The following is a 12,773-nucleotide window of genomic DNA, read 5'->3' on the forward strand; positions in this document are numbered from 1 at the left end:
TTCTCCCGTGCCGGTTCTTGCCGGAATTCAGGCTAGTCGAAGCTCGCTCCCCCGCCCCCGAGGCAGCCGTCCGCCGACCCGGAGCCGTCCGGAATGCGGCACCATGGACGAGATGTGATTCCCCTCGTCGCTGGAGGCGCCGGATGTTGGTACGTGGACTCGTCCTCGCTGGAGCGATCGTGGCGCTGCTGCCGGCGCTCCCCGCGCAGGCCGCCCCCAGAGTCGACTGCGCGAAGGTGAAGTGCCTGGCCCTCACCTTCGACGACGGCCCAGGCCCTGCCACTGGAACGCTCCTGTCGACGCTCAGGAAGAACAAGGCCAAGGCCACCTTCTTCCTCATGGGCAAGCACGTGGAGCTGCGGCCCGCGCTCGTGAAGCGCATGGCCCGCGAAGGCCACGAGATCGGCAACCACACCTGGTCCCACCCCAGCCTCCCCACGCTCTTCGACGAGGAGATCACCCAGGAGCTGAGGGCCACCCAGGATGCGATCTCCTCGCTCACCGGCAGGACGCCCCGGATGTTCCGCCCGCCGTACGGGAACACCGACGACAGGGTGCGGGAGCTGGCGGGAGACGAGGGGATGGCGCAGGTGCTGTGGACCGGCACCACGCTCGACTGGAAGCTGCGTGACCAGAAGAAGATCAGGTCGGCGGTTCTCCGGCTGGCCAAGCGCGACGGCGTCATCCTCATGCACGACGTGGTGCCGCAGACCGTCCAGGTGATGCCCTCGCTGATCAAGGAGCTGAAGAAGCGCGGCTACCACTTGGTGACGGTGTCGACCCTGCTCAAGGGGCGTAAGCTCGCCCCTGGCACGACTTACCCGTAGATCCCTGGACAATATCGCGTGTGACGGTCGAACGTTCCACGGCGAGGACATTCCTCTTCATCCAGATCGTGCTCCTCCTGTGGTGGGCCGCCTTCTACCCTGGCCTGTTCAGCCGCGACTCCGCGCTCTACCTGACCCACACCCTCGAAGGGCCGTGGGTCAGCGACCACTCGGTCCTCTACGACGCGCTGTTGTGGCTGAGTGTGAAGGCCACGGGCGAGGTCGGCGTCGTGACGTTCCTCCAGACGACCGCCATGGCCGCGGCCATCGCCTTCCTCGCCCAGGAGCTCAAGCGCCTCGGAGCGCCGCGCCTGCCGACGACGATCGCCGCCGTGCTGCTGCCCTTCGCGCCGCCGTTCGGAGCGTTCGCGGTGACGTTCTGGAAGGACGTGCCGTTCACCGCCTGCGTCATCGCCATCACCGCCGTCACCGCGCGCATCGCCAAGGACAGAGGGCCGACCAGAGCGACGCTGGTCGGCCTCGGCGCGGCCATGCTGGGCGCCGGGCTGTTCAGGGCAAACGGGTTCCTGGTGGTGGCGATCATGGTCGTGGTGCTGCTGGTCATCGGGAAGGGCGCGAGGGCGCGGCTGGCCGCGACAGGCCTGGTCGCGGCCGGCGTGCCCGTGCTGCTGACCCACCTGGTCCTTCCGCAGGTGGGCATCGTGCCGCCGTCGCGCACGTTCGTCTACCACACCGCCTACGGCGACATCGCGGTCGCGTGGAAGGAGCGCACGGACCTGTTCACCACGCAGGACGTGGCGCTGATGGCCGAGATCGCCCCCCTGGAGCGCTGGTGGAGGGGGGCCAACTGCAACACGATCAACCCGCTGATCTGGCGCGAGGACTTCGACTGGCGGCGCTCCGACGAACTGGCCCCGCAGGTGATGGCGCTGTGGCAGCGCATCCTGATGGAGGCGCCCGACCAGGTGATCAAGACGCGGCTGTGCAGAGGGGCGATCGCCTGGCGTCCGGGGGCCGACCGGTGGTCGGAGGGCGGCGAGACCTACCACTTCTCACACCGGTGGTTCACGTGGGAGTACGTCGGCCCCTACGCGATCGAACGCCACCCCGAGCTGGAGAGCTTCAACCTGAGCCCGCTGTCGGCGCCGCTCAACGACCTCGCCACCCGGTGGCTGTGGGCCTCCTACGAGCCCGACCTCGACTGGCTGGTGTGGCGGGGGCCGATCTGGTGCTACGCCTCCTACCTGGCGCTGGCGGTCGCGGCCTGGCTGCGGGGCAACCGGTGGGTGTTCGGGATCGCGGCCGCGATGATCGGCCAGCAGACGGCGGTCCTCGCCAACATCTCCGCCCAGGACTTCCGCTACATGGCCTCGCCCATCTTCATCGGCTTCCTCATGCTTCCCCTGCTCGTCCGCTTCTGGCGCGCGGGACGCGGGTAAACTGCGCGGAATGACAAGACGGCTGGCGTGGCTCGACGCCCTTCGTGGCGTGGGCGCGACGGCCGTCCTCGTCGAGCATCTCAACTACCACTTCCTCGACGGGCTGCGGCCCCGCTGGATGAACCTCGGGATCTACGGGGTCCTGGTGTTCTTCCTCGTCAGCGGCTACATCATCCCCGCCTCGCTGGAGCGCAGGGGCGAGGTGAAGGCGTTCTGGATCAGCAGGCTGTTCCGCCTCTACCCCCTCTACCTGCTGGTCATCGTGATCACACTGGCGCTGGCGCCGCTGCTGCCGTTGCGCGGCGACGCCGACTTCTTCGCCCACCTCACGATGCTCATGGAGGTCACGGGCTCGGCGGGCCTGGTCGAGCCGATGTGGACGCTCTCCTACGAGATGGTCTTCTACCTGCTGGTCACGGGCCTGTTCGTGGCGGGGGTGCACCGGCGCAGCGGACTGTTCGCGCTGGCGTTCGCGGCACTGGCGAGCCTGGTCGCCTTCACGATGCCGCGCGAGGGCCACCTGCTCGACGGCCCCTGGGCGCCCCTGGTGGTGCTGGCCGTGGTCGCGGCCGGCCTCGGCTGCGTCCTGTACGGCTCCCGCTCCCTGCGTACGGCAGGCGGGGTGGCGCTGGCCGTCCTGGCCGTCGCGCTCATCTGGATCGGCAGCAGGGAGACCTGGCAGGGCGCGATGATCCTCTCGGTGATGTTCACCGGCACCGCGATCTACCGCTGGCAGCACGGCCAGAGCTCGGGCCTGTGGCCGGTGGCGGGGGTGGCGACGCTGATCGTGGTGGTGCCGTTCCTCAAGCCGGTGACCTTCAACGGCCTCACGAACCTGGCCACGATGGGGCTGGCCGCGGCCACGTTCGCGCTCTTCTTCGCCCTGCGCGAGCGAGCCCTGCCGCGCGTGCTCGCCTGGCTCGGCCTGGTCAGCTACTCGGTCTACCTCGTGCACGTGCCGCTGCTCAAGCTGGCGCTGCTGGTGCTCGGCGACACCAGGCTGCTGCCGTGGCCCGTCCAGCTCGCCCTCGCCCTCACGCTGTTCGCGCTGATCCTCGGCGCGAGCTGGCTCACCTACCGCTTCGTCGAACTGCCCGCCCAGCGGTACGGCAGGCGGCTGGTCAGCAGGTCAGCGGGTGGCGTCGGAGAGCTCTCCCGACCGCGCGACACACGCACTGTGTCGTCGTGACCAGTCGGTGAGCATCGATCAGGGCCGTTGCGGCCGGCAGGGGACGAATCAGACAGGTCAGAATGGGCACGCATGATCCCGCCGCCGGTGCGGCGGGCGCGGTCGGCGAAGGAGGCGTGTGGTTGGCCCAGCTTGCCCATCGGCTGGAAGAGGTGGTGGGCGAGCTACGCGGCATCCCCGTCGACGCTGCTCGGCGGCGTCGGGCTCGTGCTCGCGTCGACGGCTGCCGTGTCGTGGGTGCCGATCGTCAGCGGCCTGCTGTCCGGCGCCGTGCTCCTGTCCGGGGCCGTCATCTTCGGCTGGCGCAACGTGGCGGCGGGGACGGCCTAGTAGGCGGGCGGCCGGCAGAGACGCGAAAGGGGAGAGCCGCGGAATGCGATTCCGCGGCTCTCCCCTTTCGTGACCGCTACTCCCACTCGATCGTGCCGGGCGGCTTGCTGGTCACGTCGACCACCACCCTGTTGACCTCTCGCACCTCGTTGGTGATGCGGGTCGAGATGCGCGACAGGACGTCGTAGGGCACCCGCGCCCAGTCCGCCGTCATCGCGTCCTCCGAGGTCACCGGGCGCAGCACCACCGGGTGACCGTAGGTGCGGCCGTCGCCCTGGACGCCCACCGAGCGGACGTCGGCCAGCAGCACCACGGGGCACTGCCAGATCTCGCGGTCGAGCCCCGCCCTGGACAGCTCCTCACGAGCGATGGCGTCGGCCTCGCGCAGGATGTCGAGGCGGTCCTGGGTGACGGAGCCGATGATGCGGATGCCGAGCCCCGGCCCGGGGAACGGCTGACGCCAGACCATCGCCGCCGGCAGGCCGAGCTCCTCTCCCGCCCTGCGCACCTCGTCCTTGAACAGCGTGCGCAACGGCTCGACCAGCGAGAACTGCAGGTCCTCCGGCAAGCCGCCGACGTTGTGGTGCGACTTGATGTTGGCGGTGCCCGTGCCGCCGCCCGACTCGACCACGTCGGGGTAGAGGGTGCCCTGGACGAGGAAGTCGACGGGGCCCTCGGACATGATGGCGCGCTGCTCGTCCTCGAAGACGCGGATGAACTCGCGACCGATGATCTTGCGCTTCTCCTCGGGGTCGGTGACCCCGTCGAGCGCCTTGAGGAAGCGGTCGGCGGCGTCGACGACGCGGAGCTTGACCCCCGTGACGGCGACGAAGTCGCGCTCGACCTGCTCGGCCTCGCCCTTGCGCAGCAGGCCGTGGTCGACGAAGACGCAGGTCAGCCGGTCGCCGATGGCGCGCTGGACGATCGCGGCGGCCACCGCCGAGTCGACGCCTCCCGACAGGGCGCAGATGGCGCGGCCCTCGGGGCCGATCTGCTGCTGGACGGCGGCCACGGCGTCCTCGACGATGTTGAGCATCGTCCACGAGGGACGGCAGCCCGCCGCGTCGAGGAAGTGCTTCAGCACGGCCTGGCCGTGGTCGGAGTGGAGCACCTCGGGGTGGAACTGCACGCCGTACAGGCCCTTGCCCGGGTGTTCGAAGGCGGCCACGGGCGTCTCGTCGGTGGCGGCGGTGACGGTGAAGCCCTCGGGCGCCGCGGCGACGCTGTCGCCGTGGGACATCCAGACGGTCTGCTTGGCGGGCAGACCCGAGAAGAGCACGCCCTCCATGCCGACCCGCAGCTCGGTGCCGCCGTACTCGGCGATGCCGGTGCGGGCCACCTCGCCGCCCAGAGTCTGGGCCATGGCCTGGAAGCCGTAGCAGATGCCGAAGGTCGGCACCCCGGTCTCGAACAGGCCGACAGGAACGGCGGGCGCCCCCTCGGAGTAGACGGAGGAGGGGCCGCCGGACAGGATGATCGCCTTCGGCTTCTTGGCCAGCATCTCCTCGACCGGCATCGTCGAGGGGACGATCTCGGAGTAGACGTGGCACTCGCGCACTCGCCTGGCGATGAGCTGTGCGTATTGCGCACCGAAGTCGACCACGAGCACTGTGTCGAATTCAGACACCGAGAAAACCCCCAAGCAGGTGAATGCGGTGCTCCCAGTGTATCCGGACCGCTAGGGGCGAGGCTCGCCGTCGGGCGGCTCGGGAAGCAGGCCCGCCAGCAGGGCCGTCGTCTGCTCGCGCAGGCTGTCGTCGTAGCCGGGGTGGGTGAGGACGAGGAAGTGCTCCTGCCTGATGGCCTCGACGGTGGCGTCGGCCACCTCGGCCGGCTCCATGCCCTTCTCCAGCATCCCGTCGAGCCACTCCTGGGAGGTGAGGTCGTCGCGGGTGCGGGCCACGACCAGGTCGGCCGGCCTGACGCGCTCGGAGCGGCTGATGCCGGTGCGGACCCCTCCCGGGCACAGCGCGGTGACGCGCAGCTTGGAGCCGATCTGCGCCAGGTCGAGGGCGAGGGACTGCGAGGCGGCGAGTGCGGCGTACTTGGTGACCGCGTGACCGCCGGTGTTGGCGCCCGCGAACAGCCCCGCCACGGAGACGGTGTTGACGATGTGCCCCTCGGTGCCCTGCTCGATCATGCGCGGCACGAACTCGCGGATGCCGTGCAGCACGCCCCAGAGGTTGACGCCGAGCAGCCAGGCGACGTCCTCCTCCGTGCGGGTCCAGATCCTGCCACCCTGGAAGACCCCCGCGTTGTTGCACAGCACGTGCACCGCGCCGAGTTCGCCGAAGGCCCTGTGGGCCAGATGCTGGACGGCGGGCGCGTCGGAGACGTCGGTGATCTGGGTGAGCACCTTGACCCCCGAGATCATCGCGGCCGTCTGGGACAGGCCGCGCGGATCGACGTCGGCGAGCATCAACGACATGCCCTCCGCGGCGAACCGCACCGCCAGCGCCCTGCCGATGCCACTCGCCGCGCCCGTCACCACCGCGACCCTGCCGGAGAGCTCTCGCACCCGCCCCTCCCTAGCGCTCGCTTGAATCTGACGTTAGCGTGATCCGCGTCGCGTGGAAAGGACACGAATGAGCGCGGTAATCGTTACCGGCGGCGCCTCGGGCATCGGCAGGGCGTGCGCGCTCGCGCTGGCGGAGGCCGGCCGCCCGGTGGCGATCTGGGATCTCGACGGCCCCGCGGCAGGGAAGGTCGCCGACGAGGCGGCCTCCACGGCCCTCGGGCTTCGGGTCGACGTCACCGACTCCTCCGCCTTCGACCAGGCGATCGCGGCCACCCGCGACGCGCTCGGCCCGATCGGCGGGCTCGTCCACGCGGCGGGCGTCGCCCACCCGATGGCCGTGTCCGACCTCACCGAGCAGGCGTGGGACTTCGTGCTCGACGTCAACCTGCGCGCCCAGGCGCTGCTGACCAAGGCGCTGCTCCCCCGGCTGCGCGAGGTGGAGGCGGCCGCGATCGTCGGGATCTCCTCGATCGAGGGCCTGGTGGGACAGGCGTTCATCCCCGCCTACTGCGCCTCGAAGGCGGGGCTGCTCGGCCTGACCAGGTCGATGGCGCACGAGCTCGCCCCGATCAGGGTGAACGCGGTCTGCCCCGGATACATCGACACTCCCCTGCTCGCCGGGGCGGCAGGGGGGCTCGTCGAGACGTTCAAGGGCAGGGCCCTGACCAACAGGCTCGGCAGGCCGGAGGAGGTGGCCGCAGCGGTGCGCTTCCTGATGAGCGAGGAGGCCTCCTTCATCACCGGCACCCACCTGGTGGTCGACGGCGGCGCCACCGCCGTCGACCGCTAGCCCAGCGCGCGGGAGAGCAGGCCGAGCGGCGGCGAGCCGAGGTCGAGCATCGCCTGGTGGAAGCGGCGCAGGGAGAATCCCGCTCCCCACTGCGAGCGCGCCTCCTCGCGCAGATCCTGGATGAGCAGCTTGCCCCAGGTGTAACGGCCGTAGGTGGGGTCGAAGGTGGCCCTGCGCGCCTCGGACAGCGCCGCGGGCCCCGCCAGATGGGTGTCGCTCTCGAAGCGGCGCGCGCCCTCCTCGACCGTCATCTGCCCGGTGTGCACGCCGATCGCGCAGGCCAGCCTGGTGACCCTGATCAGCGCCTCGAGCCACACGCCGATCTCGAAGCGCGGGTCGTGGGCCTCGAAGCCCTCCTCGACGCACAGCTCCTCGCCGTAGTGGGCCCAGCCCTCGACGAACGACATCGACAGCAGCAGCCGCCTGACGTCGGAGCTCACGTGACGCAGCGCGCGGCCGTGGGAGAAGTGCCCGGGAGCCACCTCGTGCACGTTGATGGCGGGCAGCGTGGTGTCGCTGAAGACCTCGAGCCACTCCTCCTGCTCTGGAGCGGGCCACGAGGAGTCCGGCGGGGTGATGTAGTACCAGGAGGGCCCCTCGGGCTCGCCGGGCGCGTTCCACGCCATCATCGCCATGGCCCAGCGCCGCGACTCGGGCGCCAGCCCGACCAGGCACTCGCCGTCGTGGTAGGGCACGAGGTCCTTCTCGCGGGTGAACGCGATGGCCTTCTCCGTGCCGAGCCTGGCCGCCTCGATGACGCCGTCGGCGTCGGGGTGGCGCTTGACCAGCTCGCGGGCCACCTCGAGCGGCGGCCTGCCCTCCTCACCCAGCTTCGCGCACGCCTGCGCCAGCAGCGAGTGGAGGCGGTCGCGCTCGGCGTCGGCGCGCTCGGCGAGCCTGCCGAGATCGACGGGCAGCCCCTCCGAGGCGCCCATCAGCCTGGCCAGCGCCTCGCCGCCGAGCGCCGCGTCGGGGTCGCCGACCGCGGCGGCCCGCTCGACGTGCGCGACCAGCCGCGCGTGGGCCTTCAGCGCGTCGTCGTCGGTGACGCCCGCGGCCAGACCCTTCACCGCGCCGAGCAGCGAGGTGGCTACGGGCGCCGCCACGGCGTCGAGCGAGCTGATCGCGTGCTCGACCGCCTCGGGCCACCGGGCCAGGTGCGCCGTCTTGGCCGCCTCGCGCTCGGGCGCGGGCGCGTAGTCGCGGTCGTAGCAGGCCAGGTCGAGGTTGGACAGGTGGAAGAGCGGGTTGCGCCTGTGCAGCTGGAGTTCGCCGAACACGACCTTCGCCGCGCCCTCGAAGACCTCCAGGTGAGCGGCGTCGTAGGGGTCGGCGGGCGCGGGGCCCTCGCCGACCCGCGCGAGAGCCGCGGCCACGCCCTCGGGCGAGAGGTCCTGGACCCTGCCGTCGTACTCGTGCCTGCCGCCGCTCTCTCTCGCGTCGGCCTGGTTGAGGTCGAGCACGGCCCGCAACCTGGCGTCGAGGTCGGTCATCGCAGCTCCTTGAATGGAGACTCCGGCGCTCAGCCGGATTCTGTAGAACACCTGAGCGATTCAATGCATTGTGCCGTAACATCGAGCCGTGCCGCAGCGCGTGAAGCGAGCGTACAAATACCGGTTCTACCCGACCCGCGACCAGCGCGAGAGCCTTGCCCGGACGTTCGGATGCGTCCGGACCGGCTCTTCCCCTCATCCGCGTCGTGCTCCGCATGCGGAGCCAGGCGGAACACCCTGCCATTGAACGTCCGGACGTGGCGGTGTGCCTGCGGCGCTCGTCACGATCGGGACGTGAACGCGGCCAAGAACATCCTCGCCGCCGGGCTGGCGGAGAGACGAAACGCCTGTGGAGCTGACGTAAGACCCGGAAGACTGTCATCTCCGGCGGGCGGTCGGCTGTGAACCGGGAACTCCTTCGGGCGACCGGAGGAATCCTCTCCCCGCAGACATCAGGGAGGGGAGGAGGTCAAGTGGAGTCCCTTTCGATGAGCTGGAGTGTCCAGACGTCTACGTCGCCGCAGGCCGTGCCGCGAACGAGCCGGTCGATCAGTGTGGCCATCCTGGCAGGCGCCGCCGACAGATCGGGCCTGACCGTGCTCAGCCTCGGCCGGGTCAGCCGGGCGAGGGGCAGGTCGTCGCAGCCGATCACCGCCACGTCGCCCGGCACGCGCAGCCCCGCGTCGTGGAGAGCGGCCAGCAGCAGCATCGCGTACTCGTCGTTGTAGGCGAACACGCCCTCGCCGCCCTTGAGGCCCGCCACGAAGGCAGCCGCCTCGGCCTCGTCGAAGGCCAGGTCGACCGCCGTGACGGGGACGCCGGCCGATCGCGCTCCACGTAGCCTGGCCAGCCCCATCTCCCTGAGGCCCTCCTCGCGGGGAACCACCGCCACGACCGGGTCGCGGCCCCGCTCCACCAGATGCCGTACGGCCAGCGCGCCCACCCCCTCGTGGTCGGTGAGCAGCGAAGGGACGTCGTCCATCGGCGCGTGTCCCATGCCGATGATCGCCTTGACCCCCGCCGCCCTGAGCACCTCGATGCCCGCTCTGGTCAGCCTGCTGGCGTCGGCCACCACGGCGGTGGGCCTGAGCTCGGCCCACGCCTTGGCCGCCGCGACGCCCTTCGTGCGGCGGGCGCCGTACTGGACCACGGTGTAGCCGCGCCCGCCCAGCTCCTTGTCGAGCTCCTCCAGCAGGCCGGTGGCCAGCGGCCCCTGCGGGATGTCCGGCACGGCGACCAGCACCACGCCGCTGCTGCCCGTGCGCAGCGTGCGCGCTCCCGCGTGCGGGACGTACCCGAGCCGTTCGGCCGCGTCGCGGACGCGTGACCTGGTCTCCTCGCTGATCCGGCTGCCCGGCCGGTCGTTGAGCACGTAGGAGACGGTGGCCTGGGAGACGCCCGCCGCTCGGGCGACGTCCATGCTCGTGGCGGGCCTGTTGCCGCTCATCACATCCAGAACATTCCTCTTGTCAGCTGCGGTCACTCGATGCTATCCAGTGCTTATACGTATAACCACCCCCCCATCAAGTCAGGAGTCGCCATGGTCCCCGCCACTGGCGTCCGCCGGGACGGCATGCCGAAGCTGCTCACCGTCCTCGGCGCGAGCAACGCCGTCATGTACGCGCTCTACATGGGCGTCGGCGGCCTGCTCGTGCAGACTCAGATCGCCGACATCGACCCCGCCAACAAGGTCGCCAACGTGGGCCTGGTCGCCGGGGTCAGCGCCGTCTTCGCGACGGTCTTCAACCCGATCGGCGGCACGCTCTCCGACCGGACCACCCGCTCACGCTGGGGCAGGCGCAACCCCTGGATCCTCGGCGGCGCGATCGCCGCGCTGGCCACGATGCTGCTGATGAGCCAGGTCTCGACCGTCCCGATGATCCTGCTCGGCTGGTCACTGGCGCAGGCCATGATGAACCTCTACCAGGCCGCGCTCACCGCGATCATCCCCGACCGCGTCCCCGAGCAGCGCAGGGGCACCGCCTCCGCCGTCCTCGGCGTCGCCACCTCCGTCGGGATCGTCTTCGGCACCCAGGTCGCCGTCTTCTTCGTCGGCGACGTCTCGCTCGGCTACCTGGTGTACGGCTCGGCGGTCGTGCTCGGCGCCCTCCTGGTGGTCTCCCTCACCCACGACCCCCGCCCCGGCGAGTACGAGGTGGCGGTCAAGCCCAAGCGGTCGATCGCCGACTTCCTGTCCGCGCTGGGGCACCGCGACTTCCTGTGGGTCTTCATCGGGCGCAGCCTGATGGTGCTCGGCTACTTCATGGTCCTGATGTTCATGCTCTTCATCTTCCAGGACCACATCGGCATCCCGAAGGACGAGGCGCCACAGGCCGTCGCCACCGCGACACTGGTCTCGACGGTCTGCGCCGTGCTGGCGACCGTGGTGTGCGGTCCGCTGTCGGACCGGCTCGACAGGCGCAAGCTCTTCGTCACCGTCGCGGGCGTCGTCACCGCCGTGTCGATGGCGCTGCCGCTGCTGTGGCCGAGCTGGACCTCGATGCTGATCTACAGCGCCATCCACGGCGCGGCCTTCGGCGCCTACGGGGCCGTGGACATCGCCATCGTGACCCTCGTCCTGCCCAGCAAGGACGACGCCGCCCGCGACATGGGCATCCTCAACATCGCGAACGTGGGGCCACAGATGATCGCCCCGTTCATCGCCTCGGCCATCATCGGGCTCGGCGGGTACGCCTCGCTCTGGCTCGTGGCCATGGTCATCTCACTCATAGGGGCGGTCGCCGTCCTGCCGGTCAAGGGAGTCAGGTAAATGCAGCTGCACACGCGCGAATGGGGCACAGGCGACCGGGTCGCGGTGCTGATCCACGGCATCATGGCCAGCTCGGAGTGCTGGTGGCGGGTCGGGCCCGCGCTCGCCGAGCGCGGCTACCGGGTGATCGCCGTCGACCTGCCAGGACACGGCGCCTCGCCCAGGGCGGAGAGCTATCCGGTGGAGCTCATGGCCTCGTCGGTGCTCGAGTCGGTGCCGTCCGCGCCCGCGCTGGCGATCGGCCACTCCCTCGGCGGCCTCACGCTGGCGGCCGCCGTCGACAGGCTCCTGCCGGAGAAGGCCGTCTACTCCGACCCCGCCTTCAGGATGCCCGTGCTGGAGGGCGGCGTGGCGGTGACCGACGGCTTCGCGGCGGCCAAGGACTGGACGGCCGAGCAGATCGCGGCCATGCACCCGGGCTTCTCCGCCGAGGAGGTGGCGGTCGAGGTGGAGATGCTCAAGGGCTGGGACCCGCAGACCGCGCTCGCCCTGGGCAAGGTGGTCGGGATCGACTTCACGCCCGCGCCCGTGGTGCCGTCTCTTGTGCAGATCGCGGACCCGAGCTTTCTCGTCGCCCCCGCCTTCGCCGAGGAGTTGCGGGAGCGGGGCTTCGAGGTCCGGATCGTGAAGGGCGCCGAGCACACCATCCACCGCCACCTGTTCGACGACTTCCTGAGCGGACTCGACGGATATATCTAGACCTATGACGATCCGCATCACCACCCTGGCCGAGCGGCCCGACCTGGCAGATTCCCTGTGGCAGATGCCCCACTCGTGGCCGGAGTTCATGCTCAACGACCCCATCGCTGGGCTCTACTTCAACCGCTCCCTCACCACCGACCTCGCCGAGTACCTGGTGGTGGCGGTGGACGAGGAGGGGGCCCTCGTGGCCAGGGCGTTCTCCATCCCCTTCGAGCGGCCCGAAGGCGAACTGCCCGACGACGGATGGGACGCGGTGGTGCGGTGGGGCGCGGACACCCGCAGGAGGGGCGCCCGCTCCACCGCGATCTCGGCGCTCGACATCACCATCAGGACCGACCTGCTGGGCGGCGGGATGTCGGGCAGGATGCTCGCCGCGATGCGGGACAACGCCGCGAGACTCGGCTTCAGCGAGCTGCTCGCGCCCGTGCGACCGAACCAGAAGCATCTGGAGCCGCGCGTCCCGATGGCGGAGTACGCCTTCAGGACGCGCGACGACGGCCTGCCGTACGACGCCTGGTTGCGGGTGCACGTGCGGGCGGGAGGGAAGATCATCAAGGTGGCGCCGAGGTCGATGGTGGTGCCGGGCACGCTGGCCGAGTGGCGGCAGTGGACCGGCCTGCCCTTCGACGTCTCAGGCCAGGTCGAGGTGCCCGGCGCCCTGGTGGCCGTCCACTGCGACGTCGCCCAGGACCACGCCGTCTACGTGGAGCCGAACGTGTGGGTCAGCCACCCACTGTGATCTGCGCGAGGATCC

At 70.5% G+C, this 12,773-nt stretch carries 14 protein-coding genes; 10 read left to right on the top strand and 4 right to left on the bottom strand.

All coding sequences use genetic code 11. The features are described from left to right. The first annotated feature begins 143 nt into the window (after positions 1-143). From FHR33_RS21550 to FHR33_RS21565, 4 genes are all read left to right on the top strand, one after another. Positions 144-827 (top strand): polysaccharide deacetylase family protein, encoded by a 684-nt coding sequence (locus FHR33_RS21550; protein ID WP_183650680.1) that lies wholly within the window; start codon positions 144-146, stop codon positions 825-827. A 20-nt stretch (positions 828-847) separates the two neighbouring features. After that, positions 848-2,227, top strand: a complete 1,380-nt coding sequence (locus FHR33_RS21555; protein ID WP_183650682.1) for a hypothetical protein — start codon at positions 848-850, stop codon at positions 2,225-2,227. A 10-nt stretch (positions 2,228-2,237) separates the two neighbouring features. Next, positions 2,238-3,416: an acyltransferase family protein gene (locus tag FHR33_RS21560; RefSeq protein WP_183650686.1), complete on the top strand. Its 1,179-nt coding sequence runs from the start codon at positions 2,238-2,240 to the stop codon at positions 3,414-3,416. 72 nt (positions 3,417-3,488) lie between these two features. Then, positions 3,489-3,746 (top strand): hypothetical protein, encoded by a 258-nt coding sequence (locus tag FHR33_RS21565; protein WP_183650688.1) that lies wholly within the window; start codon positions 3,489-3,491, stop codon positions 3,744-3,746. A 76-nt stretch (positions 3,747-3,822) separates the two neighbouring features. Here the strand turns inward: FHR33_RS21565 and guaA are convergent, their stop codons facing one another. After that, positions 3,823-5,373, bottom strand: a complete 1,551-nt coding sequence (gene guaA / locus FHR33_RS21570; protein WP_376773191.1) for a glutamine-hydrolyzing GMP synthase — start codon at positions 5,371-5,373, stop codon at positions 3,823-3,825. A gap of 51 nt (positions 5,374-5,424) precedes the next feature. Further along, on the bottom strand, positions 5,425-6,264 hold the full coding sequence (locus FHR33_RS21575; protein WP_183650692.1) for an SDR family NAD(P)-dependent oxidoreductase: 840 nt from the start codon (positions 6,262-6,264) through the stop codon (positions 5,425-5,427). A 67-nt stretch (positions 6,265-6,331) separates the two neighbouring features. On the opposite strand from FHR33_RS21575, the gene FHR33_RS21580 reads away from it, so the two are divergent. Next, positions 6,332-7,054, top strand: coding sequence for an SDR family NAD(P)-dependent oxidoreductase (locus FHR33_RS21580; RefSeq protein WP_183650694.1), 723 nt, complete (start codon positions 6,332-6,334; stop codon positions 7,052-7,054). Here the strand turns inward: FHR33_RS21580 and FHR33_RS21585 are convergent. Further along, positions 7,051-8,547, bottom strand: a complete 1,497-nt coding sequence (locus tag FHR33_RS21585; RefSeq protein WP_183650696.1) for a DUF885 family protein — start codon at positions 8,545-8,547, stop codon at positions 7,051-7,053. The genes FHR33_RS21580 and FHR33_RS21585 overlap by 4 nt on opposite strands. Positions 8,548-8,635: 88 nt before the next feature. Between FHR33_RS21585 and FHR33_RS53315 the strand changes: the two genes are divergently transcribed. Both FHR33_RS53315 and FHR33_RS21595 read left to right on the top strand, forming a co-directional pair. Then, positions 8,636-8,794, top strand: coding sequence for a helix-turn-helix domain-containing protein (locus FHR33_RS53315; protein ID WP_183650698.1), 159 nt, complete (start codon positions 8,636-8,638; stop codon positions 8,792-8,794). Next, complete coding sequence (locus FHR33_RS21595) at positions 8,719-8,952, top strand: zinc ribbon domain-containing protein (RefSeq protein ID WP_376773193.1); 234 nt, start codon at positions 8,719-8,721, stop codon at positions 8,950-8,952. Before FHR33_RS53315 ends, FHR33_RS21595 begins: the two co-directional genes overlap by 76 nt. 64 nt (positions 8,953-9,016) lie before the next feature. Here the strand turns inward: FHR33_RS21595 and FHR33_RS21600 are convergent, their stop codons facing one another. After that, positions 9,017-9,994, bottom strand: a complete 978-nt coding sequence (locus FHR33_RS21600; protein ID WP_221241188.1) for a LacI family DNA-binding transcriptional regulator — start codon at positions 9,992-9,994, stop codon at positions 9,017-9,019. A gap of 93 nt (positions 9,995-10,087) precedes the next feature. Between FHR33_RS21600 and FHR33_RS21605 the strand changes: the two genes are divergently transcribed. Genes FHR33_RS21605 through FHR33_RS21615 form a run of 3 tightly spaced genes read left to right on the top strand, consistent with a single transcriptional unit; the run spans position 10,088 to position 12,758 of the window. Continuing rightward, the gene (locus FHR33_RS21605; RefSeq protein WP_246452031.1) at positions 10,088-11,317 is read left to right on the top strand and encodes an MFS transporter; all 1,230 of its coding nucleotides are present in this window, start codon (positions 10,088-10,090) and stop codon (positions 11,315-11,317) included. Then, the gene (locus tag FHR33_RS21610; protein ID WP_183650701.1) at positions 11,318-12,016 is read left to right on the top strand and encodes an alpha/beta fold hydrolase; all 699 of its coding nucleotides are present in this window, start codon (positions 11,318-11,320) and stop codon (positions 12,014-12,016) included. 4 nt (positions 12,017-12,020) lie between these two features. Further along, on the top strand, positions 12,021-12,758 hold the full coding sequence (locus tag FHR33_RS21615) for an N-acetyltransferase (protein ID WP_183650703.1): 738 nt from the start codon (positions 12,021-12,023) through the stop codon (positions 12,756-12,758). The last annotated feature ends 15 nt before the right edge of the window (positions 12,759-12,773 follow it).

Origin of the sequence: Nonomuraea dietziae (assembly GCF_014195505.1) — a bacterium.
In the GTDB taxonomy this organism is placed as follows: domain Bacteria; phylum Actinomycetota; class Actinomycetes; order Streptosporangiales; family Streptosporangiaceae; genus Nonomuraea; species Nonomuraea roseola.